We start from the raw sequence: 23,225 nt of genomic DNA on the forward strand, positions 1-23,225 counted from the left end.
TGGCATAAAAAAGCGGTATATAATACCGCTTTAATGTATTAATAATTTCTTGTAGTGAAATTAATAGAGTATTTTAAACTAATTCGCCAGTGGCCAATTCAGTACCACCACGCTGTCATTGTAATTATTATTGGAATCATTTTCGGCGCCAATAGTGACTGTTCCCGGTTTTCCATCAAGGGTATTATAAGAGTAACGGAGTTTACAGGGTTTGCCATCCCCGATAATCTCGATACAGACTTTGCCTGTACCTGATGTATAGGCTTTAGTATTTGTTCCTTTGCCGGTTAATGTGTCTACCAGAAGATCGTCAATATAGACTTTTACTGTTTGTTGATGGGTGGTTGTATTAGTATAAGCTATCAGACCAAATCGAATACTTTGAGGTAGCTGGCAGCAATATTTACCGCCGTCACTCGTACCACATTCTCCAGCACAATTGGAGGGTTTGGTGACAGGAAAGCAAGGGTCTTTAACTTGTGTCATTTTCCACAGGCCGGTATAGGGCTTACGGAGGTTATTAGCAGAAGTATATACATGACATACTGTTTCAGGGACGCCAACCCAACCATTAGTATCAAGAAAGCCTCTGGTTCCCCATCGGTTATATAGCGTAATGCTTTCATCTTCTTTGATTTTCCCATCAATCGATGGCATGTCAGAATAAATAATCCACTCTAATGTTTCTGGCCGGATATTTTTATCTGATGTCTGTATCGGGTATATTTCGCCTTCTGGAACCTGTTGACTTGATAATGCATAATGGCTTAAATAGCCGCCATCACATTGATAAAGATTATGGAGTAAAATAGTATCATTGTTAATAACTTCACTGCCGATAGGTTTTCCCGTTCCTGATTCAATTCGCCAGAATGTTCCGGCTTGAGTGGTGGTTATCACAGTATATTTTCCATCTGCAATACCACTCGTTCCATATACACTGAGATATCCACCATCCCAGTTTCTGAAACTATTTAATATTTTTACGGTATCGCCATATTTAAGTATATTCGCCATAATTTCTCCAGAAAGTTTGTTATCTGTTTCTAATCGTTGATATATCCCTTGAAATTGTTCTGAATTCATCATGTTATTTCTGTCTAATCTTCGGATTAGCCATTGTGATAAGCAAGATGTCTTACTTTTTTGTGGGATAATAAGCGTGAGAAGTACCCGCAAATTGAGTATCAACCCTAATGATTATTCGGTAAAGGCAGTGCCTTTGTTACTTACCTCTAACAATGAATTAGGCTGCTGAAATTGTTGTTGCTTGATTATTCTACTTTGCCATTATCTGCTTTATCCCAAGCCTGATTACGCCAGACATCTATCGGATGATACACAGTGCTTTTTTTTGCTCTGCATGTGAGGTAAATTGCTCACTATGTCGATGAAATTTAAGCCAACAGGAATTGGGACTCATAATGTCGAAGTTAATTGGAAATAATCAGATAGTTGGAACTAATCAGGTAGTTGGAACTAATAATATAGTTGTTATTGCGATGGTGGTTGCATTAGTTCAATTTATTAATGCATTAGAGTACATGATGGTCACGCCGCTTTTTGTTTATATGTCGAAAGATTTTCACATGCCGGTTACGATGGCGGGGGTTGTTGCTGGTGTTTATGTTTTCTCCTCCGTATTTTCTGGCCTGACATCCTTTTTCTTTATTGATCGTTTTAATAAAAGAAAGGTTCTCATTTTAAACACCCTGTTTCTCGGTTTAATTACGTTTCTGACGATTTTCGCTTCGGAACCCTACCAACTTATTCTACTACGTATTATTGCCGGTCTGTTTGGTGGTGTGACATTGGGAGTCGGCATCGGGATCTTACTTAATAATTCCCCAGAAAGTATGCGAGGAAGGGTGTTGGGCATTGCGTTTTCATCTTTTTCATTCGTTAGTATTTTAGGTATACCATTGTGCTTATATTTGGCCGAGAGTTTTAACTGGAAAGTCTCTTTTTTACTCATCGTTATTTTATGTGTAGTGAGTGTGCCTCTGATCCTCTTCTTTATTCCAGGCGCAGAGAAAGTAAAAAATAGTCAGAACAAAATTGTGCTAACCAAAAAAATAACGTTGGCCGGGATGGCGAGTGGTGTCAGTAATTTTAGTCCTTTCATGCTTATTCCGATACTTGCTCCGCTATTAACAAATGTGTTTTATATCCCGGAAAATCAGGTTTCATTGGTATTCTTTTGCGGTGGTATCGCTTCCTGGTTAGGCACTTATTTAACCGGGAAGCTTTGTGATAGATATCCGCCTCAGAGAATTACCATCGCAGCGGCGACGTTATTTATTGTTAATATCTTTCTGGGATTGACGGGAAAAGTAGATGGATATGTTTTCTTCTCACTTTTTATGTTCGCGACTTATGTACAGGTGATGGCTGCAAACGTGTTGGCTTCTTATGCTTCGACGCCTGAAAATCGAGCGGGTTTTGGCGCCCTCCAGATGGCATTTTCCAATTTGGGCGCCGGTGTGGTGTTTTTCTTCTCCTCTATTTTCTTAGACGGTAAGGAGATTATTGCTGAGAATGTGCGGCCTATTTTCATACTGACTATGGTTAGCGCCCTGATATTACCTGTATATGTAATGAAATTAGCTCAGGTGATGAAAAGAGGGACGAAAAATTTAATGAATAATGCTTAGTGTAATAATTAAGGAGAAATAACGACAGATATGTGATCTAGCCTTAATGGTAAAATAGCGATTTTGCGCTATATTTGAATTTAAGGCTAGTCATTGATATAAGAAGATAGAGGTGATTAGTAATAATTAAATGTTGTTTAAAGTGTAATGTCACGGGAGGAAATTAATATTATAAGGATAATTTTGGTCAATGCTGGATGATGGTGTGCGAAAGGATGAAGTTATTATAAATCCTATCATAATTATTATTGAAATTATTAATTGATATAGGTGGGTAAAATGGAAAGAAAATCAAATAACGCTCAGAATAAACCAGCTATGAATATTATCGCGGGAGTGACAAATATTAAATCTATTTATAATAAAACGCCTTGTAAAGTTGTCGTTGAACATGGATATGTTGCCAGGAAAAATTTTTCTGTGGATAAAATGTCTGAATGGCATGGCGATTTATGGGCGCCCTGGATAAGTGATAAATATGAACCTAATAAAGCAATTCATATCTATACTGAAAGGGGATTGAGATCTGAATTAAGATTTAATATTTGGATATTTCAGGATTATTGGAATCCACCAAATGAAAATGCGGTTAAATACTCCATAAATAGGGAATTTAGTTATGATGATGCATTAGAGATCCCTGGTAATAATCGAGGTGGTGGAAATAAAATCTTAACGCTGGAATTTAATGATAATGATATTAATTTGGAAATGATATAGCGTTATAAGATATTGAATATATCGGGTAACGTTTAATGTCAATGGAAATCCGTTGAAATGAGGGCATTTCTTCGCGTGTTGTTCAGCATTTTTAATTACCATGTTGATGGTTAATATGGTTGACTATCAAGTGAGTTTTTTATTCTAACTAATAATTAACTTATTGAAATGCTGATACGCGTAGAAATCATTTATATCTCTAATGATTAACCCTCAAATACTTATATTATTAAACTATTTCATTTATTGATTATTGTAATAAAGAGTCAGTCTGTTGAAAGGAGAGGATGGTGTAAATCATTTGTCATGTATGGCATGTGTGTTAATACGCTTGTTAATGGGGAGCTTTAATATCAGTAATAATGTAATTAATAATCAATATCATTTGAGAAAAAGAAAATTAAATAAAGTCGTGAAACAAAAATAACAATTATTCGATGTTTATTGCGTATTATTACTGATTATTACAGATTGTTACAATTTGTAACAAATTAATGATTTCCTGAATTTTACTTATTTTTATTTAATTAATTATTGTTTAACTTCTGTTGATGTTTGCTCTTTTATTATCATGTAAGCTTAATTTTTTCTTTGTTGGATGTTATCTACAATAATTCCTTCATTAGAGTGAGTATAAAGGTTGATTTTGTTAAGTCGTTCGTCAATTAAGGTGCCATTATTCGTTCCCTCATATTGGGTGTCTGTCTAATTATCGATTCGTAACTATTTGATAAAGCGTGTTATTCCATAAAAATATCATGCCATAACCATGATGTTTTTATCCTATTTTTGCTAGTAAGGAGTTATCAATGACTGCAAGTTTTCAAAATGAAGTTCCTAAGTCGCGTATTAATATTAAATTGGATCTACATACCGGTGGAGCACGGAAAAAGGTTGAGTTGCCGTTGAAATTGCTGGTTATGGGTGATTACAGCAACGGGCAGGAACAGCGTCCGCTTTCGGAACGAGAAAAGGTTTCTATAAATAAAAACAATTTTGACAGCGTATTAGCTGAGTTTAACCCTGCGGTTAATTTGACAGTGGAGAATACCTTGGCCAGAGATGGGAGCGAAGAAAATATCGCTTTTATTTTCCGGCAAATAAAGGACTTCGAGCCTGAGCAAGTGGCTCGACAAATTCCACAACTGCGAGCATTGCTTTCTATGCGCAATTTGTTGCGCGAGCTGAATTGGCGGCACTTACGCTGCAAGAAAGGTCGCCGCAAGAAAGGTAATTGTCACATTATTTTCACGAGATTTAAGTTAAGGGTATTTGAATGACTGTACAAGAGCAGGCTACATCTTCTATGGCGACAGCAAACCATCATGCCGATGGGGTTTACCCGTCTTTGTTTGAGAAGATCAATTTACGTCCGGTGGAGCGATTAAGTGATATTGCATGCTTTCATAACAGCGACGCATTGGCGAGTGTGACGGAAGATGAACGAGTGACCGTGGCTGTTAGCGTTTTTCTCGATCTGCTGCAAGCCTCCGCTCAAAAAGTGGTGCAGTTGGATAAAGCATTGCTGGATTTTGAGATCGGCAAATTGGATCGCAAAATTGGCCGCCAACTGGATGTGGTGATACATCAACCAGAATTCCAGCGAATAGAATCTGCCTGGCGAGGTCTAAAATTTCTGGTTGATCGAACAGATTTACGCCAGAACGTCAAAATTGAAGTATTGGATGTGGCTAAGGATGATTTGCGGCAAGATTTTGACGATACCCCGGAAATTGTTCAGAGCGGTTTCTATCGTCACGCTTATATTCAGGAATATGACACACCAGGCGGCGAACCGATTGGCGCAGTGATTGCCGACTATGAATTTAGTGCCGAATCGCAGGATATCGCCTTATTGCGCAACATTGCTAAAGTCGCGGCAGCGGCGCATATGCCATTCATTACTGCTGCTGCGCCCGCCTTTTTTGGCAAAAAGAGCATGGATGAAGTGGCGGTGATGAAAGATATTGGTCACTATTTTGAACGCGCCGAATACGCCAAGTGGAAATCTTTCCGCGACAGCGAAGATGCCCGTTATATTGGCCTCACCCTGCCAAGAGTGTTGGGACGTCTGCCATATGGTCCGAAGAGTATGCCGGTACGAACGTTTAATTATGCCGAAGAAGCAAGAGGGCCGGACCGCAATAAGTATTTGTGGACCAACGCCGCTTTTGCTTTTGCCGTCAATATGGTCAGGAGTTTTGTCAAAAATGGCTGGTGTGTTCAGATCCGCGGTCCGCAAGCCGGTGGCGCTATCACCGATTTACCGATTTCTCTCTATGATCTGGGTACTGGTTATCGAGCTAAGATCCCATCAGAAGTGCTGATCCCGGAAACCCGTGAGTTTGAATTTGCCAATTTAGGGTTTATTCCGCTCTCTTACTACAAAAATCGCGATTACGCCTGCTTCTTTTCGGCTCACTCCACGCAGAAGCCCGCCGTGTATGACTCCGGTGAAGCCACGGCCAATAGTCGCATTAATGCGCGTCTGCCTTATATTTTCCTGCTATCACGCATTGCCCATTACTTAAAGCTGATCCAGCGGGAGAACATCGGCACCACTAAAGATCGGCGTCTGCTCGAAATTGAATTGAATAACTGGATCAACACACTGGTAACGGAGATGAATGATCCCACTGACGACATGCAGGCATCTCATCCGCTGCGTGAAGCACATGTGGTGGTTGAGGATATTGATGACAATCCGGGATTCTTCCGAGTCAAGCTGTATGCGGTGCCGCATTTTCAGGTGGAAGGGATTGACGTCAATTTATCTCTGGTTTCTCAGATGCCGAAAGCGAAATCGTAATTATTTTATTGGGAGTTATGATGAAAATTCTACGTCCTCTCTGGCATTGGCCTCCAGTGCCTGGAACAACTTGCGCTTGTTGCGTCAGATACGCAGTGATTTACAGCATTATCAGGTAGTTGACGTGAAAGATAACAGTGCGAAAGTTCAGGCTTACCATCAACTCAAGCTTGATGGGACGTTGCTGGAGAAATATCAACGTGACGGCGAACCGGTGCGCTTAGGGTTAGGACTGTATTCAGGTGATCGCCTTTATACGCCGCTGATGGATGTGATCAATCATGCGGTGCTGCCGGTATCTCCGCTTCCTGTGCCGAAGAGCGGCAAACCGTTGCCGCAGACATTGAACCTGAGCAGCATGTCACTGTTTGACGTTGGACAGTCACGTCTTAAGCCGGAAGCGGCCAAAGTGCTGGTGAACGCATTAATCGACATCAAAGCTAAACCGGGCTGGAGGGTGGTGATAACAGGTCATACTGATTCAACCGGTGACGCTGCGAAAAACAGCGTGCTATCACTGGCGCGGGCAAAAGCAGTGCGAGATTGGATATTACAAACCAGTGATGTATCACCGGCTTGCCTGGTCGTAAAAGGTGAAGGTGCGACGCGGCCGATTGCGACCAATACCACCGCAGCGGGGCGTGCTGTCAACCGTAGGGTTGAAATCAGTCTGATGCCGTCGAACGTAGGTGCCTGCCAGCGACCACAAAGAGAAACAAATGACAACTTAGGACCTTAAATTATGGATACCGTATTTACTGCACTATTGTGCCGTTTAAACCCCTATTGCGCGCGGGCTTTGGAAGCTGCCGCTGCATTTTGCCAGACACGGGCGCATGCTGAGATCACTGTTGAGCACTGGTTGCTCAAGCTGCTTGAGGGCGGCGAAGGTGATATTACAGTAATTGCTCGACGTTATGAGTGGGATATGGATGCGCTGTGGCAGTCGCTGCTGACTACGATCAACAGCTTGCCGCATAGCATCAATCAACGTCCGCGGTTATCAGGCGATCTGCGTAGTTTGTTACAGGTTGCTTGGTGTGTGGCTTCGCTAGAAGAGGGTAATGAATCTATTCGCTCAGTGCATCTTTTGCAGGTACTGCGCGGCCAACCGGTTTGGTTGCGTACCCATCATACCTGGCCGTTACTCAATCTGAATGTGACGCAACTACAACGTTTGCGCCCATTACTGGATCAACAATCGGACGAGCGTCCGGAGATACAGGTAGCGGCGTGTCTGACGGCGGATAGATCAATCGCTGAAATTGAGGATCGCGACACAGATAACTATGCGCTAAATCCCCAGCCATTATCATCCGCTTTGCAGAACGTATTGGATAAATTCACGTTGGACATCACAGCCAGAGCCGCTGAGGGCGGCATTGATCCGGTATTTGGTCGTGACAGCGAAATTCGCCAGATGATCGACATCCTATCGCGTCGGCGTAAAAACAACCCGATTCTGGTGGGGGAACCGGGAGTAGGGAAAACCGCGCTGGTGGAAGGATTAGCCCTGCGTATTGATGAGGGCAATGTCCCCGACAGCTTAAAAACCGTCAGCGTGCGGATGCTGGACCTAGGCTTGTTGCAGGCAGGGGCGGGGGTAAAAGGCGAATTTGAGCAGCGACTGAAAAACGTCATTGAAGCGGTGCAACAGTCACCAACCCCCATTCTGCTATTTATCGATGAAGCGCACACGCTGATTGGTACCGGTAATCAGGCGGGGGGCGCTGATGCCGCTAACCTGCTAAAACCTGCTTTAGCGCGGGGAGAATTACGCACGATTGCCGCCACCACTTGGTCGGAATACAAACAGTATTTTGAACGGGATGCCGCATTGGAGCGACGCTTCCAGACGATTAAAGTCGATGAACCGGACGATGAGATAGCTTGCCTGATGCTGCGTGGATTGAAAGCGCGTTACGCTCGTTATCATGGCGTACATATTCAGGAAGATGCGGTGAAGGCTGCTGTTGCTTTATCTCGCCGTTACCTGACCGGGCGACAGCTACCGGATAAAGCGGTAGACCTGCTGGATACCGCCAGCGCACGCGTCAGAAGGAGCCTGGATACGGTACCGGAGGCGTTGACGCAACTCCAGTCCCAATTGACCGCACTTGAGATAGAACAACAGGCGATACTGGAAGATATTGCACTAGGGCAATGCCATCATTCAGACCGTTTGGCACAAATTGAAATGCAGCGCCATGAACTGTGCCGGCAGCAACAACAGCGGGATGAACAGTATCAACAGGAAAAACAGCTCACTCAACAGTTGCTCGATGCCCGGCAGGACATCAGCCGACAGCATGATATAGCTCTGTTGCAACAGCAACTGGCGACATTACAACAAGGGCAGCCGTTACTGTCATCGGATGTTGATGTGCGTTCCGTGGCAACAGTGATCGCTGATTGGACCGGCGTTCCATTAAGTAGCTTGTTGAAAGACGAACAGACCGGTTTGCTGCATTTGGAGCACCACTTAGGGGAGCGGGTTATTGGTCAGGAGACGGCGCTACGGGAAATCGCCCAACGTTTACGTGCCGCTAAAACCGGATTAACGCCGGAACAGGGGCCATTGGGCGTATTCCTGTTGGTTGGGCCGAGTGGCGTAGGGAAAACCGAAACCGCGCTGGCATTGGCGGATAACCTGTTTGGCGGGGCGCGTTCGCTGATCACTATCAATCTATCGGAATATCAGGAACCGCATACGGTGTCTCAGCTTAAAGGTTCACCGCCAGGTTATGTCGGATATGGTCAGGGAGGGATCTTAACGGAATCAGTACGTAAACGCCCGTATAGTGTAGTGTTGTTGGACGAAGTGGAAAAAGCCCATCGTGACGTCATTAACCTGTTCTATCAGGTGTTTGATCGCGGTTTTATGCGCGATGGCGAAGGACGAGAAATCGATTTTCGTCATACTGTAATCTTAATGACCTCTAATCTGGGTAGTGATCAACTGATGGCGTTATTGGCGCAACAACCTGACGCCCCGAATGCTGCGTTGCATGAGCTGTTGCATCCGATGCTGCGTGACCACTTCCAGCCGGCTCTGTTGGCTCGCTTTCAGACCGTGATTTACCGCCCGTTACAGGCTGATGCGCTCAGACGCATTGTTGAAATCAAACTGGAACAAGTTACTCGACGTCTTCATCGCCATTATGGCCTGACTTGCACGGTGGAAAGCAGCCTGTGCGACACCTTGGTGAATGCTTGTCTGTTGCCGGACAGTGGAGCACGTAATATCGATAGCCTGCTCAACCAGCAAATTTTACCGGTGTTATCACAGGCGCTGCTGGAACGTTTGGCTCATCACAATAAACCTACTGGCGTGACATTGGGTTTCGACGAAGAAGAGGGGATAACTCTTGTTTTTACTGATATTGAACCGGTCGCTTCATTGGATATCGAGGACAAATAAGTCATGGTTAAATGAAAAGAATGGTTAAATAAATTGTATGAAACTGTGTAGGGTTCTGCCCTATATCGGATGGAATAACAAGTTCGAACATAAAATAACGTGGCATGTCGCCCTAATGAAAAGGTATTTAAAGAGATGAAAGTAAAAAATGTAACGATAGAAAAAGAGTGGGATTTATCGAATAACGAAGCAACGACGGGTACAGCTTCTCTTCCTGAAAAACGTAGTTGGTTGGCGCGTAAATGGAAATGGATGACTATCTACTTTATTCCGGTTTTCATCGTCGGTGCATTTGCGATTGTCATGGGCGTAATGAAATCTTCGGAACCCTATAAGAAAGCTTTATCGCTGGCACAAAGTAATCCTATTGTGAAAAATATTTTAGGCCAGCCAATTAAAACAGGATGGTTTGTTTCTGGCAGTGTTAACGATAGAGAGGCGGAATTGGACATTCCTATAAAAGGAAATCGGTCTGGCGGTACGGTGCATGTTGATGCAAATAAGTATGCAGGACATTGGCGATATAAAAATATTACTGTTCAACCTGATTCAGGTGGGCGATTGATCGATTTATTGACCGTCGATAATCCCATGAAATAAAGATTATTATCTGTGATTATTCTGGCTGATGAAATCTATTCTCATTCGCATTATCTAATTGAGAATCATTATTTTTTACCTCGACGTGGCATATTGTTGTTGGGGAATTGAAACTAATTTCTGGGATGAAGTAGCGAGTCCAGCCAGTAACCGTGAATTAAAGGGTGAATTCATGACGGTATTCAGTGCGCGTAAACGGGTAATATTGGCGGTATTAAAATGAGTGCGGTCAAAACGCGACTACGAAAATGTGATGCAGAATTTGCATAAAAGTACCGGGTGATGGAGAGAAAGATCCCGATGTGGCAATAAATGACTGGAAGGCGGGAGAGGCGAAAGTGGTTGCCTTTTTGGGCAAGGTGAAGCGCCACGGGTTCATGGGAGTCGTGGTAAGTTTGTTCCCTTATCTGTGGGTTAAAATTTTCTCTGTGTGATGAATTTTTTTTGAACTAAAAACACAATTTTGAATCTAACTAGTTTCTATAGGTTGTAAGGAGATGCCAATAACCGAATAGAACGATCCTTAAAAAGGGGTAAAAAAGTTAAATAAACAAAACAGTGACGTCGCTATATGAGAAAAGGATAATGATAACCATTATGAAATGGCGATGGGTTTTGCTTTCACGATTAAAGAGGAAAATAAGTAATAGCTAAATGAATTGTAAAAAACTGTAAATAGGGTTCTGTCCTATATCTGATGGAATAAGAAATTCGAACATAAGATAACGTGGCGTTTCGCCCGAATGAAAAGGTATTAAAGAGATGAAAGAAAAAAATGTAACGATACAAAAAGAGTGGAGTTTATCGGATAACGAAGCAACGACGGGAATAACCTCTCTTTCTGAAAAACGCAGTTGGGTGGTGCGTAAATGGAAATGGATGATTGTCTGCTTTATGCCTGTTTTTATCGTGGGGATATTTATGATTGCCATGACCGCAATAAAATCTTCGGAACCCTATAAAAAAGCTTTATCGCTGGCACAATCTAATCCCGCGGTGAAAAGTATTTTAGGCCAACCTATTGAAGCGGGCTGGTTTGTTTCTGGCAGTATTAGCGAGAGCGACGCGGGATTCGAAATTGCTATTAAAGGAAATCGGTCTGGTGGCACTGTGTATGTTGATGCGGATAAACATGCAGGACATTGGCGATATAAAAGTATTACTGTTCAGCCTGATGACGGTGGGCAATCGATAGATTTACTGGCAGGCAGTAATTCCATGAAATAAAGGTTATTTTTTATATGGTGTGATTAAAACTCTTTTAAACCGATTTAATTTAATTGAAAGGTAATGATAATCATTCTTAAAAGAGAAATTAAGCAACGTAGAGCCAATGGTGTTTTATTCTGTGCCATAAGATATTGTTTTCTCTATGTGGTTTTAGGTTATTTCAAATGTTTTCTATAAAGGTAAGAGTATGGACCGGAATAAATCCGTAAATCCGATGATAGTAGGCTTAGTATTACTGGCCCTGTCAGGTTGTAAAGATGAAAAGAAAACTCAGGCGGAGCCGCAGGCTTCGGTAAAAGAAGTGTCAATGTCTGGTGGTAGTTTTAATTTAAAAAGCATCCCCAATAACAAAAACGAGCGGGTTAAACTGATGGAGAAAATCAATGCCAGTCAGGGGGACATATTAGAATATGCATCACCAAAAACGAAAGGAGAAATCATTGCGGTTCTGATTAATAGTCACTTGTGGGATGGCGTGGCAAATCCGGTAAAACACGATGAGCAGAAATGTGAAGAAGGGACAATCGTTGATGCACGTAAGCGCGCGGTATTGGCTGCGTTAAAATGGGTACAATCAAAGCATGACTACGAAAATGTCATGCAACATGCAGAGATGATGCCGGCTGTTGATGGAGAAGCCGACTGGCGAGCGAATGAAGCTAAAGTCATTGCCTTTTTAAGGCAGGGTGAAACGCCGAAAAGTTATGGGCGTAGTGATAATTTTGTCCCTTTTGCCGCTAAAGTTACCATCCAGCCAAGCCATTATGCTGAAAACTTGCGAGACATTTATCGCTCATTGCCTTCTCTTAAAGTAAATGCCAATGAACCACTGACGCCGGTCAATATCGCATTATTAAGTAGTTGTACACAGGTGGTGGTTGATCAACATGGTTGGCAGCAGGTCAATGTAGGTGCTAGTTGAACTATTTGGTCAATAATCTGAAAAGTAAGATTAACATTCGGTCGGCAGTGGATAATTCCATGAAATAAAGATGATTTTATTCTGAGTGATAAAATATCGTTTTCGCTATGTCATTGTCAGATTATTTCAAATGTTTTCCATAAAGGTAAGAATGTGGGCTGGAATAAACCCGTAATCGCCATCCAGCAGGAGCCTGTTTCTCCTATATTATGGCCCTGGCTGGTTTCGGGTATGCTTATTAGGCGATTATCCTCCGGTTATTATCAGATATCTAATGGGGTTCAGTGATTCATCCGATAGTCAATATTTTGTAATCATATCATCATGATATTCCTATTTGTTTTTAATGCTTTGTGATGAGGCAGGATAATCGCTGCTCTGAATCAGAGGAAGTCTATTATCGATGAAATTATTCTCAATAATGAAATCTATTCTCATTCGCATAACATAATTGATAATCATTCTTTTCTACGTGTATTTGAGTGTTTATAATGGTGGGTGTTAATCATGATAGTGGAATAATGCATGTGTTGTATTTGTTTGTTTTGCAAGATGTTGATGATAATATAAAAATATATTTTATTATCATGATTTTTAAACGAATAAATATTAGGGTAATTGGCCGATATCATATTGTGTAAATTAATTCTATATATTTACACAAACAAATGACATTCCGTTTAAGATTGGTTTAAATATGCTGAATTTTTCCGTTGTTATTAAACAAATTGTGCGGTTTGATAAAAAAAGGCTTGATTTTAATATGCACCCTTGAGGAGAATCAGGTTATTCAGTCATGGTGAATGCTATTACTGAATCTATTAATTGCAGTTGTCTGTCAGGCTTGTGCGATTATTTTATTCCGGTTAACCATTTTGTCAGGAAATGCCGGTGTCAAATTTATTGTTCCCTGAATTTATCAGGGTTAACAACCGAGGCGTTACTCGGTTGGGGTTTTAATGACGTCGCCGATATTCACGGATATTGGGCGGCATTACCCGTTTGACAATAGAGGAGTCATAAGCATGGCAATCCCTGCCTATTTATGGTTAAAAGATGACGGCGGCGCCGACATTAAAGGCTCGGTGGATGTACATAACCGGGAAGGCAGTATCGAAGTGGTGGCGCTGGAACATTCTCTGTATATCCCGACGGATAACAATACCGGCAAGTTGACCGGTACCCGTGTGCATGCGCCGCTGGTGTTCACCAAAGAAATGGATGTATCCAGTCCGTATCTGTATAAGGCGGTGACGACAGGTCAAACCCTGAAATCGGCGGAATTCAAGTGGTACCAAATTGATGATGCCGGTCAGGAGAAAGTCTATTTCATCACTCATCTGAATAATGTGAAGGTGGTGAAAATGGCTCCGCTGATGCATGACATCAAAGATCCTACCAAGGAGAAGCACAACCATCTGGAACGTGTTGAGCTTCGCTACGAGAAAATCACCTGGACGTACAAGGACGGCAATATCATTCACTCTGATGCGTGGAATGAGCGCAATCAGGCGTAATGAGTTGATGGTCTGAGTACGAAGGGATATCAGCCCGATTAATCTCATAGGCGCCGAGTTGTTGCGGTGCCTGTTAAATGGGAAACCGGGAGGGATGACCTTCACTAGATAAATAAATTTTACCGAGGGCGATGCATGGTCGTAGCTTTGCCCCCAGCACATATTATCGCCGCCTAAAAAGGCCCAGACCTACAGTTAAATTGGCCGAGGAGATTTTTACGGTATTAGGTTTCTCTGATCCTACGAATCTCAATATTCGCCGATTCACAAGAAAGAGGCTGAAAGAAATAAAGGCCAATTCATTAGATGAGGGAGTCGGTAAAGAGAATGGAAGGGTTTTGCCAGATAATGGATGTTTCGCAAGCCATTACTACTATTACTGATTCAAGTAATAGAATGGAGTAAAACAACTCAATTAAAGACTTACCGAGTAGTACTCGGAATTATCTATAACTAGTCGTATAGATATTAATAGATTGCTTACCTTTGGAAAATTCAGTCGCGAATTATCCAATGTAAAGTTTTATATAAATTTATCTGTTTGATATGTAATTTTGTGTAAATTGGGGAGTTTTTGTGAATCAGATCTATAAAATAGCTTGGATAGGTTTGGCTATTAATGTATCAACCTGTTTCGTCTTTCTGGCGATAATAACAGTACTTAGTGCTGATTATTCTGATCTCTCTTGTAGAGAACAATATCTTGTTGATAAATCATCAGTAGTGGATGCTTTGATGGTGGTTTTTATTTTGCTGGAGGTGGTTAACTTATTCGTAATTCTCAAAATGCCAAAGTATGCAAAAATTAGCTCTTTTATTGTGTCGAGTTTCTTTCCATTTGGCGCGGTTTATTTTATTGGTTGTTTGCTGTCAATTCAGAGAGTTACGTTATCCCCATTCTCTGAATATCAAGGTAATCATGTTCCTGATTCCGCTGTTTATTTTGTACGGGACAGGTATCGGAAAAAAGCGTGTATTTTTGGTGGTTTGACGCTGGTGATGTTAATTCATGGCGCGATTAATATTTGTTTGATGATAGCGGCGATGCATTACATTTCATATCGTAAAACAGAAGATCGCTGTTTCTTTGCCGAGGAAGAGGATGGCTTTTTGTTAACACCGACCGCGTTGAGTAAAACGATTTTCTTGCCTTATGGATGTATTAATAAGGTTGAGGAACGTGAAAACAGTGTGCTGATCGCTATTTATTTAAATCAGAAAATCGATATCGTATTTTCGAAGAAATTTATTGCCAGAGAAGATCTGGTAAAAATCATCAAGTCTCTTTCACGGGCGGCATCTAATAATCAAGGCAATATTATTACCTTGGAAATGTGAAAAATTTACTCTTAATAATATAGGGACTGTGATGTTTAAAGGTGTAATTCGCTTGAGTAATCAGCTCAATAGCGATGGTGAAGCTATTTCTGTCTCTTTATTAATGAGCAGAATCCCAGTGGCTGACAGAGATATTCATCATTAAAGGAGAATATAAAAATGCTGCAACAGCTAATTGCGAGTTGTTTTGTTGAACGCGATGCACTTGCAGAAGCACGGCAGAACGCGGCGCTGTGGGAAAACTGGTTGTTACCCATTAGTTCCGATGCGCCCACAGGTAATGATCCGGTCTATGACGACGATTTTCAGCATATGCGGGAGGAGGTCAACAAAATCAGCGGCATTGATACCGCTCTGATTTGTCAACTGGCGGAAAGGTTGTTGACCACCAAATGTAAAGATGTCCGTGTGGCGACCTACTATGTGTGGGCACGTCTGCATTGTGAGGGGGAGCGCGGTCTGGCAGAAGGGTTGGCGCTATTGGCCGGGCTGGTGGATCGTTTTGGTGAAGCCCTGCTGCCCAGTCGGACTAGCAGCCGTAAAGCCGCGTTGGAGTGGCTGACCGGCGCAAAAATGCGGGACAGTTTGTCACGCTATCCAGAGGTCAACCGGACTGATTTTGACCACATTCTGGCGGCGTTAGTGGTGACAGGTGGTTGGCTGGTGGACAATATGCAACAACCGTCCCCATTGGTTGAGGCTTTGCTGGCGACGACCTATCCATTACCGCGGACACTGCCGCCGGCTCAACTTGCCGAATTACATCAATCGGACAATGCGGCGCTACTGAGCCGATTACAGGATAAAACGTTGGATGCGAGTCGTGCGCAATTGACAAATTTAAACGACTTACCGGCCTTGTGGCCCTTGAATTATGGTTCTCAGTTATTACAACAGCTACGTACATTGTGGCCGGCCAGCCAGGCAGTACAAGATATGCAAAATCAGTGGTTACACCGGCGTGAGGCGACGGCACTGCCTATGCAGGCGTTGGAGAATTACCATCAGGCTCAATTACGCTTGCAACATCTGACAGAACGACTTGACGCATTGGACGAGAAACGTGGTTGTTATCTTACCGGTTCTGAATTGAAGTCTATGGTGTTTGGTATTCGACAACCGTTGGCGAATACTCCGCCACTAGAGGAGTTACTGTGTCAATTGGCGGAACAAAAAAAGAGCGGCACTGTATCGCTGGCATTACTGATGCAAATTAATACCCGTTTCAATCAATTGCTGAATCGCTATTATTTGTTGTTGAAAGTAGGAGGGTAAGTTTGTGGCGGGTTAAGAAATTAAAACGGTGTAGAAGACATATTGATGTAAAATCAGGTTTCGTTGTTGCTTGGTGGTGTATCATTTACACTGAACGAAACTCACTATCCAGATATGATAATGCTCCAACAATTAGACACCACAGACAGTGTGCGCCGTAAGATTGCTCCCCGGATTACTAAGAAACGCAAGGCTGAATTCGGTCAATTTATGACCCCTGCTAACATAGCCCGTTTTATGGCATCCCTTTTTCCGCCTAGCACCTTGCGTACCTGCCGTCTATTAGATGCGGGAGCCGGAGTGGGAGCATTGTCGTGTGCCTTCCTTGATCGATGGGTGGCGGGCGGTTTTGACTTTGAGTCCGCCCAGGTGACGGCTTACGAGATTGATGACAACCTGTGTGGTTATCTGTCACAGTACTTGGCTGGATACAATTGTGTCACGCCGCGTATCATCGTGGGTGATTATATCGAATTGGCAACTACCGAAGGTCAGCAGGGGCAAGGCTATACACATGCGATCCTTAATCCGCCTTACAAGAAGATCAACAGCAATTCAGCGCATCGACTGGCTTTGCGCCGTGTTGGTATTGAGACAGTAAACCTCTATTCGGCCTTTGTGGCGCTTGCCGTGTCTGAGGTGGTGCAGGGAGGGCAGATTGTGGCGATCATCCCGCGCAGTTTCTGCAACGGACCCTATTACCGCCCGTTCCGTAATTTCATTCTAGAGCGTGCCGCTATCCGACATATGCATTTGTTCGGATCGCGCAACAAGGTATTCAAAGATGATGAGGTTTTGCAGGAAAACATCATTATTCGGTTTGAGTGTGGTGGTCAGCAAGGGCCAGTAACGGTATCAACCTCGACCGATGACACTTTCACTGATCTTGTTACCCATGAGTATCCATTTGATCGGATTGTATTCCCGGATGATCCCGAGCAATTTATCCATGTGCCCACGTCGCCGGAAAAAAGCCCCCTTGAGCTATCCTCGGCGATCCGCTACACGCTGGCTGACCTTGGTATCAAGGTATCTACTGGGCCTGTAGTTGACTTCCGGCTGAAAGCACACCTGCGCAGCATGCCAGGGCCGGGGACGGCGCCTTTACTCTACCCCGGCCATTTCAGCAGCAACGTTACTCGATGGCCCATCGAAGGTATGAAAAAGCCTAACGCTATTGAATGCAACACTGACACTGAAAAATGGCTTTACCCAAGCGGTTTTTACTGCGTGGTACGGCGTTTTTCGTCCAAAGAGGAAAAGCGTCGAGTCATGGCGAATGTGGTTGAACCAGATACATTTGGCGACGCGCCCGTACTGGGCTTCGAGAACCATTTGAACTTATTCCATGAGAACAAGCATGGTTTACCCGAACGATTGGCCCGTGGTTTGGCTCTGTTTCTGAACACGGCCGCTGTTGATGAGAATTTTCGACGTTTCAACGGTCATACTCAGGTTAATGCAACTGACCTCAAGATGATGAAGTACCCGAGCCGCGACACTTTGATTGAATTTGGCGAGTGGGCCATGCAGCAAGGAGAACTCACGCAAGTTATGATTGATGCCAAATTAGGGAGCCTAATCAAATGAACGACAAAAACGACTATATCGAAGCTGCGTGTCAGATCATCACTTCTTTGGGGTTGCCGCGTGCACAGCAGAATGAGCGTTCTGCTTTGTGTCTGTTGGCCCTATTAAACCTCACGCCGGGTAAGGCGTGGGCTACTGCGGAAAATCCGCTTTTGGGCATCACACCCATCATGAATTGGGTACGAGAGTTCTATAACAAAGAATACGCGCCGAATACCCGCGAGACGTTTCGCCGTCAGACTATGCATCAATTCTGTCATGCGGGTATTGCCCTTTACAATCCAGATAAACCCGATCGCTCAGTGAACAGTCCCAAGGCGGCTTATCAGATTGAACCCGCTACTTTAGCTTTGTTACGAACCTTTGGTATGCCTGAGTGGTATGACAACCTAACAGCCTATCTGGCCGAGCGGGAAACGTTGATCGCCCGTTATGCCAAAGAGCGTGAACAGAATCGTATTCCTGTTGAGATTGCTCCGGGGAGGAAGATTGCTCTCAGCCCCGGAGAGCATAGCACGCTGATTCGGGCCATTATCGAGGATTTTGCCCCACGCTTTGCGCCGGATGGTGTGTTGGTTTACGTTGGTGATACTGGCGATAAATGGGGTTACTTCGACTCTGTATTGTTATCTGGGTTGGGTGTTGATGTAGATTTACACGGTAAGATGCCGGATGTGGTACTGCATTACACTGCGAAAAATTGGTTGTTGTTGGTTGAGTCTGTCACTAGTCATGGCCCAGTTGATGGCAAGCGGCATGCCGAGCTTGCCGAATTATTTGCTGGATCTAAAGCTGGTCTGGTCTACGTTACTGCCTTTCCGAACCGAAGTATTATGAGCCGCTATCTTGGTGAAATTTCATGGGAGAGTGAGGTGTGGGTTGCAGATGCACCATCTCATCTCATTCATTTTAACGGGGTGCGTTTCCTTGGTCCTTATGAATGAGTGTACCGTGTTTGGATAGATCTTGCGTTTATATCAAATTTGATATACTTTCTTTCTTGATATTGTTTTCTTACCGGCACTGTACTAATTAAGGCGGAGATTATGGAATTTATAGTAACGAAAAACCCTTATGCTTCATCCAGCGATAATCCTAACGAAGCAAATGATAAACATATTCGTGCTCAATTAATGGTGATCATCCGCAAGATGATTCAGGAGCGTGGTTTAAGTCAGGTAAAAGCGGCGGAGCTTTTGGGAACGACTCAAGCGAGAATTAGTGAAATCATTAATGGAAAGCTGGAAAACCACACTATTGATAAATTATTCAATATGCTAAATCGGCTTGGTTGGAATTTTGAATTTAGTTATCACGAAGGTGTGGTGACTGTCGCGATAGATAAAATAATAAAAATTTCCTAAATATTATAATAAATATCTGGCAAGGATTTTATTAATAAGTGGATTATTTGTTATAAAGTTAAGATCTAAACTATTCTGATAGAGAATATTGAGAAATTATGATCTTTATATTTAATTCCTTTTAATAACGCTGTTGTAATATATTTATTAACTATATTTAATATAACCAAAAGTTATATTTTATAGAGAAATCAGGCATACATTAAACTGTCACATAAGCTAGCCGGTGATTAATTTTGGTATATCGCCGGTTTTAAACGGTCTGACATTCTGACAGTAAGAGTATGTGCCTGGAATATATCTCCTCTTAATCTATGCCAACAATGGGGTTAATCGTGGTATAGGCTTGTTTAAGAGATAGGTAATAAAAGCTTTCAAATTTTCCTATATTGTACTTTGTCCCGCCTATTCATTATTTTTCCATGAAAAAATAACCAACGGTTAAGTCATAACATCTTATTTTTCAACCCATTGTAAATAAAGTGGTTATTACTAATTATTTATTTGGTTTTCTGATTAGTCAGAAAAAGATGAATTTGTATATCGGTATGATAAAGTATTTTGATATTAATATGTTGTAGCAAATGTAACATTGTTATATTATTGATTTTTACGAGAATCAGTTAATATTTTTTGTAAATGCTGACAAAAACTGTCACTAGTTTATGAATAATGCTTGTTAGGGGTAATCGTGTTTTTCCGTGAATAGCAATAATATAACCCTATAGATTTCAAGATGCATCGCGACGGCAAGGGAGTGAATCCCCGAGAGCATAGATAACTATGTGACCGGGGTGAGCGAGTGCAGCCAACAAAGAGGCGACTTGAAAGATGACGGGTATAAATAACGATAGGAATAGTTCAGATGAAATATGCCTTTATTACCGGTGCGACAGGAGATATTGGTTTCTCAATTACAGAAAGATTAGCTGAAGATGGCTTTGAACCAATATTATTATCGCGTACTCCTGAGCGTCTTGATAGTGCGATTGGCAAGCTGCGCAATAAATATGGTAGTCAATTTGCAAAGAAAATAGTTTGTGATGTTTCTAATCATGAAGATGTTAAAAAAGCGTTTGATCAACTGGAGCTTGAAGATAATAAGCTGACGGTACTTGTGAATTGCGCCGGTATTTCTGGTGGCGGTATTACCGCTGAAATAAGTCCACAAACTTGGCAAAATGTCATAAACGTGAATTTAAATGGCACTTATTTTGTTATCCATGAAGTTTTGACAAGAAAATTAATGTTATCCGGCGGCAGAATTATCAATATTGCCTCCACCGGCGGGAAACAAGGTGTTATTCATGGCGCGCCTTATTCTGCTTCTAAGCATGGCGTTGTTGGCCTGACTAAATCATTAGGGCTTGAATTAGCGCGTAATGGTTCAGGTGTTACGGTTAACGCGGTTTGTCCTGGGTTTGTTGAGAGTGAGATGGCGGAGCGTGTCAGAGAACATTACGCCAGAATTTGGGGCACTGATGTAGCAGAAGCGAAAAGAAGAGTAGAAGAGCGAGTGCCTATTGGAAGATATGTTGAACCTAATGAAGTGGCTGAAATGGTTGCTTATCTCGCGTCCCCTCTCGCCGGGGCTGTAACCGCTCAAGCGCTTAATGTGTGTGGTGGATTAGGTAATTACTAATCATGGACGGTATTTCTTTATCATCCGATTTTTTCGATCTTTGGATTGTAAAAATCGACGATATTGATTTAGCCTCTATTGAACAGTTAATTCACCGTTCCGATATAGTTCGCCATAACCAAATTTGTTTAGCGGATAGAAGAAAGAAATTTATATTTAGACGGGCTGCATTGCGTTATGTTTTAAGTCAATATTTATCTGATTATGAAATCATAACGAATGATAACGGTAAACCTTATATATCCACGGAGCAAGACTTCAAATATTATTTTTCATTGAGTGCCTCAGGAAACTATTGTGCCATCGGTTTTAGCTCAAGGGAAATGGGTGTTGATATTGAAGTCACTCCTTCTAAGGTAAAATTTTCAGAAATTATTGAACGTTTTATTAAGGATAAAGAGCTGGAATATATACAAGGTGTAATGTTAAAACAACGATCAGGAGTAAGTCCCGGGTTTCAGAATTATTATCATTTAATGTCATTATACTATTGGGTTAGACTTGAAGCATATATTAAATTATTTGCTTCGACTTTACATGAGAAATTATTGGCTAATAACCCTGATTCTGTTAAAGATATGAAAGAATTAGAAGCAAGCACATTATTGATTCATAATCAGCAATTTGTTTGTGCCTTATCTCAAAAGAAGGTAATTTCTACAACAAATATCAAGGAAATAAACTATTCCGAAATTATAAGGAACAAAGATGAGTAATATTATTGACTTAAGTGTTCCTATAGATTGTGATTTTTGGGAACCTGAGAAAGTAACCAGGGGGATCGTTGATCATAAAGAGGGCGCCAATAAATTAGGTGAGAGTTACTTGTATTTTCATACCAGTTCATGGTGGAAAAGAGCCTTTGTAAAACTGTTTAAACGCAAAAAGTGGATCATTGATCACAATGATTTTCCTGATGGTATGGGATTATCACTGATGTATTATCAATTGACCACGCATACCGGAACGCATATTGATGCTCCCTATCACTATGGGTGGCATGAAGGGCAAGATCAGCCAGCAACCATTACTGATATTCCTTTGGATTGGTTTTATAGTCATGGTGTATTACTTGATTTTAGTCATGATAATCAGTCAATTGATAAACAGGCGGTAGAAAACCAATTAAAGAAAATTAATTATAAAATAAAAGAAAATGATATTATCCTTATCAATACCGGAGCTGATAAACTCTTGGGAGCAAAATCCTATTTTACTCACTATAGAGCGATTGAAAGTAGTGCTGTTCAATGGTTAGTAGAGCAAGGGGTAAAGATTATTGGGACAGATGCATTCAGCTTTGATCGGCCATTCATAGAGATGATTAACGATTATAAAAAAACCGGGAATAAAGATTGCTTATGGCCATCTCATTTTATCGGACGTGATCATCCCTATTTACAGATAGAACGGCTTTGTAATTTAACTAGTATTCCTAAACCTTATGGATTTAAAGTGTGCTGTTTTCCAATAAAATTAGAGAAAGCAGATGCTTCATGGAGTCGAGTGGTCGCAATATTATAATAATATATAATTATAGGGTAAGATGGGGGAAATATGAGCAGACAAGAGACTTCAAGATCATACAACTAAATCTAATAGCCAATATGCTTGGGTATGCCTTAGATGTTTAGAAAAGGTGCTTAAGGTATGAATTGTGCATTGCATGATTTAATTGTATCGAATCCGCAAAGATACAGCTCAATGTAAATTAATAACTAGAGGTAGAGTAGATACGCCGATTTAATTGGAAACTCCAGTGAGCAAGGCGATATATAGGTTAGCAAAAGAGATATTATCTTTGCTATGTTGTTTGGCTATATTGCTTGGCCATATTGTACTGTGAGCGGGTATATCAGCTCTATGTAATAAATTTGTCATCTCCTTTCTGGATGATTTTTAAGAATAAATTGGTTCATTAAGAAAAAGATTAATTATTCTATCCATATGCAGGTCGAAGGGAGTTAACTTAGTTTGGTTTAACCTGAAGTATTCATATTGTTCTTGCAGTTTAACTAGATGAAAGATCAGTGAAATAACCAAATAGGTATTCAAATGGAGTTGTGGTTTGGTGCTTATTTTCAAGAATTTTGGCTAGGAGATAAAAATCAAATATTATATATGACAAATATAAATTTAAAGA

Annotated in this window: 19 protein-coding genes; 18 read left to right on the top strand and 1 reads right to left on the bottom strand. The window is 41.8% G+C overall.

The features are described from left to right. Positions 1–78 precede the first annotated feature (78 nt). On the bottom strand, positions 79–1,017 hold the full coding sequence (locus Phpb_RS18275) for a fucose-binding lectin II (RefSeq protein WP_065391699.1): 939 nt from the start codon (positions 1,015–1,017) through the stop codon (positions 79–81). Positions 1,018–1,424: 407 nt separating this feature from the next. Between Phpb_RS18275 and Phpb_RS18280 the strand changes: the two genes are divergently transcribed. The 18 genes from Phpb_RS18280 to Phpb_RS18365 all read left to right on the top strand — a co-directional run bounded on the left by Phpb_RS18280 (position 1,425) and on the right by Phpb_RS18365 (position 22,606). After that, positions 1,425–2,654: an MFS transporter gene (locus Phpb_RS18280; protein WP_065391604.1), complete on the top strand. Its 1,230-nt coding sequence runs from the start codon at positions 1,425–1,427 to the stop codon at positions 2,652–2,654. A 279-nt stretch (positions 2,655–2,933) separates the two neighbouring features. Continuing rightward, complete coding sequence (locus Phpb_RS18285; protein ID WP_065391605.1) at positions 2,934–3,374, top strand: hypothetical protein; 441 nt, start codon at positions 2,934–2,936, stop codon at positions 3,372–3,374. A gap of 809 nt (positions 3,375–4,183) precedes the next feature. Beyond that, positions 4,184–4,654 (top strand): type VI secretion system contractile sheath small subunit, encoded by a 471-nt coding sequence (gene tssB / locus Phpb_RS18290; RefSeq protein ID WP_065391606.1) that lies wholly within the window; start codon positions 4,184–4,186, stop codon positions 4,652–4,654. Then, the gene (tssC, locus tag Phpb_RS18295) at positions 4,651–6,183 is read left to right on the top strand and encodes a type VI secretion system contractile sheath large subunit (protein WP_065391607.1); all 1,533 of its coding nucleotides are present in this window, start codon (positions 4,651–4,653) and stop codon (positions 6,181–6,183) included. Before tssB ends, tssC begins: the two co-directional genes overlap by 4 nt. Next, entirely contained in the window at positions 6,134–6,922 is a 789-nt protein-coding gene (locus Phpb_RS18300) for an OmpA family protein (protein ID WP_240492605.1), read from the top strand. The genes tssC and Phpb_RS18300 overlap by 50 nt, the downstream gene beginning before the upstream one ends. Before the next feature lie 3 nt (positions 6,923–6,925). After that, positions 6,926–9,604: a type VI secretion system ATPase TssH gene (gene tssH / locus Phpb_RS18305; protein WP_065391608.1), complete on the top strand. Its 2,679-nt coding sequence runs from the start codon at positions 6,926–6,928 to the stop codon at positions 9,602–9,604. Between the two features lie 135 nt (positions 9,605–9,739). Then, on the top strand, positions 9,740–10,204 hold the full coding sequence (locus tag Phpb_RS18310; RefSeq protein WP_065391609.1) for a cytochrome c oxidase assembly factor Coa1 family protein: 465 nt from the start codon (positions 9,740–9,742) through the stop codon (positions 10,202–10,204). Between the two features lie 762 nt (positions 10,205–10,966). Continuing rightward, positions 10,967–11,431 (top strand): cytochrome c oxidase assembly factor Coa1 family protein, encoded by a 465-nt coding sequence (locus Phpb_RS18315; protein WP_065391610.1) that lies wholly within the window; start codon positions 10,967–10,969, stop codon positions 11,429–11,431. 190 nt (positions 11,432–11,621) lie between these two features. Next, positions 11,622–12,356, top strand: a complete 735-nt coding sequence (locus Phpb_RS18320) for a hypothetical protein (protein WP_065391611.1) — start codon at positions 11,622–11,624, stop codon at positions 12,354–12,356. A gap of 1,025 nt (positions 12,357–13,381) precedes the next feature. Continuing rightward, positions 13,382–13,873: an Hcp family type VI secretion system effector gene (locus Phpb_RS18325; protein WP_065391612.1), complete on the top strand. Its 492-nt coding sequence runs from the start codon at positions 13,382–13,384 to the stop codon at positions 13,871–13,873. A gap of 576 nt (positions 13,874–14,449) precedes the next feature. Further along, positions 14,450–15,211 (top strand): hypothetical protein, encoded by a 762-nt coding sequence (locus tag Phpb_RS18330; protein ID WP_065391613.1) that lies wholly within the window; start codon positions 14,450–14,452, stop codon positions 15,209–15,211. 159 nt (positions 15,212–15,370) lie between these two features. Further along, positions 15,371–16,486, top strand: coding sequence for a VasL domain-containing protein (locus Phpb_RS27600; protein WP_075489537.1), 1,116 nt, complete (start codon positions 15,371–15,373; stop codon positions 16,484–16,486). Between the two features lie 120 nt (positions 16,487–16,606). Beyond that, positions 16,607–18,076, top strand: a complete 1,470-nt coding sequence (locus Phpb_RS18340) for an Eco57I restriction-modification methylase domain-containing protein (RefSeq protein WP_065391700.1) — start codon at positions 16,607–16,609, stop codon at positions 18,074–18,076. Continuing rightward, positions 18,073–19,020 carry a BsuBI/PstI family type II restriction endonuclease gene (locus Phpb_RS18345; protein ID WP_065391614.1) on the top strand — a complete coding sequence of 316 codons (948 nt, stop codon included), beginning with the start codon at positions 18,073–18,075 and terminating at the stop codon, positions 19,018–19,020. Before Phpb_RS18340 ends, Phpb_RS18345 begins: the two co-directional genes overlap by 4 nt. 102 nt (positions 19,021–19,122) lie before the next feature. Next, on the top strand, positions 19,123–19,440 hold the full coding sequence (locus Phpb_RS18350; RefSeq protein ID WP_065391615.1) for a helix-turn-helix domain-containing protein: 318 nt from the start codon (positions 19,123–19,125) through the stop codon (positions 19,438–19,440). A gap of 865 nt (positions 19,441–20,305) precedes the next feature. Continuing rightward, positions 20,306–21,082: an SDR family oxidoreductase gene (locus Phpb_RS18355; protein ID WP_065391616.1), complete on the top strand. Its 777-nt coding sequence runs from the start codon at positions 20,306–20,308 to the stop codon at positions 21,080–21,082. A 2-nt stretch (positions 21,083–21,084) separates the two neighbouring features. Continuing rightward, positions 21,085–21,798: a 4'-phosphopantetheinyl transferase family protein gene (locus tag Phpb_RS18360; RefSeq protein ID WP_065391617.1), complete on the top strand. Its 714-nt coding sequence runs from the start codon at positions 21,085–21,087 to the stop codon at positions 21,796–21,798. Then, positions 21,791–22,606, top strand: a complete 816-nt coding sequence (locus Phpb_RS18365) for a cyclase family protein (protein WP_065391618.1) — start codon at positions 21,791–21,793, stop codon at positions 22,604–22,606. Before Phpb_RS18360 ends, Phpb_RS18365 begins: the two co-directional genes overlap by 8 nt. The last annotated feature ends 619 nt before the right edge of the window (positions 22,607–23,225 follow it).

The sequence above is a fragment of the Photorhabdus namnaonensis genome, from assembly GCF_001684335.1.
Taxonomy (GTDB): Bacteria; Pseudomonadota; Gammaproteobacteria; order Enterobacterales; family Enterobacteriaceae; genus Photorhabdus; species Photorhabdus namnaonensis.

Coding starts and splice junctions, on each gene's coding strand:
- Phpb_RS18275 (WP_065391699.1), bottom strand. CDS start 1,017: ATGGCGAATATACTTAAATATGGCGATACCGTAAAAATATTAAATAGT.
- Phpb_RS18280 (WP_065391604.1), top strand. CDS start 1,425: ATGTCGAAGTTAATTGGAAATAATCAGATAGTTGGAACTAATCAGGTA.
- Phpb_RS18285 (WP_065391605.1), top strand. CDS start 2,934: ATGGAAAGAAAATCAAATAACGCTCAGAATAAACCAGCTATGAATATT.
- tssB (WP_065391606.1), top strand. CDS start 4,184: ATGACTGCAAGTTTTCAAAATGAAGTTCCTAAGTCGCGTATTAATATT.
- tssC (WP_065391607.1), top strand. CDS start 4,651: ATGACTGTACAAGAGCAGGCTACATCTTCTATGGCGACAGCAAACCAT.
- tssH (WP_065391608.1), top strand. CDS start 6,926: ATGGATACCGTATTTACTGCACTATTGTGCCGTTTAAACCCCTATTGC.
- Phpb_RS18310 (WP_065391609.1), top strand. CDS start 9,740: ATGAAAGTAAAAAATGTAACGATAGAAAAAGAGTGGGATTTATCGAAT.
- Phpb_RS18315 (WP_065391610.1), top strand. CDS start 10,967: ATGAAAGAAAAAAATGTAACGATACAAAAAGAGTGGAGTTTATCGGAT.
- Phpb_RS18320 (WP_065391611.1), top strand. CDS start 11,622: ATGGACCGGAATAAATCCGTAAATCCGATGATAGTAGGCTTAGTATTA.
- Phpb_RS18325 (WP_065391612.1), top strand. CDS start 13,382: ATGGCAATCCCTGCCTATTTATGGTTAAAAGATGACGGCGGCGCCGAC.
- Phpb_RS27600 (WP_075489537.1), top strand. CDS start 15,371: ATGCTGCAACAGCTAATTGCGAGTTGTTTTGTTGAACGCGATGCACTT.
- Phpb_RS18340 (WP_065391700.1), top strand. CDS start 16,607: ATGCTCCAACAATTAGACACCACAGACAGTGTGCGCCGTAAGATTGCT.
- Phpb_RS18345 (WP_065391614.1), top strand. CDS start 18,073: ATGAACGACAAAAACGACTATATCGAAGCTGCGTGTCAGATCATCACT.
- Phpb_RS18350 (WP_065391615.1), top strand. CDS start 19,123: ATGGAATTTATAGTAACGAAAAACCCTTATGCTTCATCCAGCGATAAT.
- Phpb_RS18355 (WP_065391616.1), top strand. CDS start 20,306: ATGAAATATGCCTTTATTACCGGTGCGACAGGAGATATTGGTTTCTCA.
- Phpb_RS18360 (WP_065391617.1), top strand. CDS start 21,085: ATGGACGGTATTTCTTTATCATCCGATTTTTTCGATCTTTGGATTGTA.
- Phpb_RS18365 (WP_065391618.1), top strand. CDS start 21,791: ATGAGTAATATTATTGACTTAAGTGTTCCTATAGATTGTGATTTTTGG.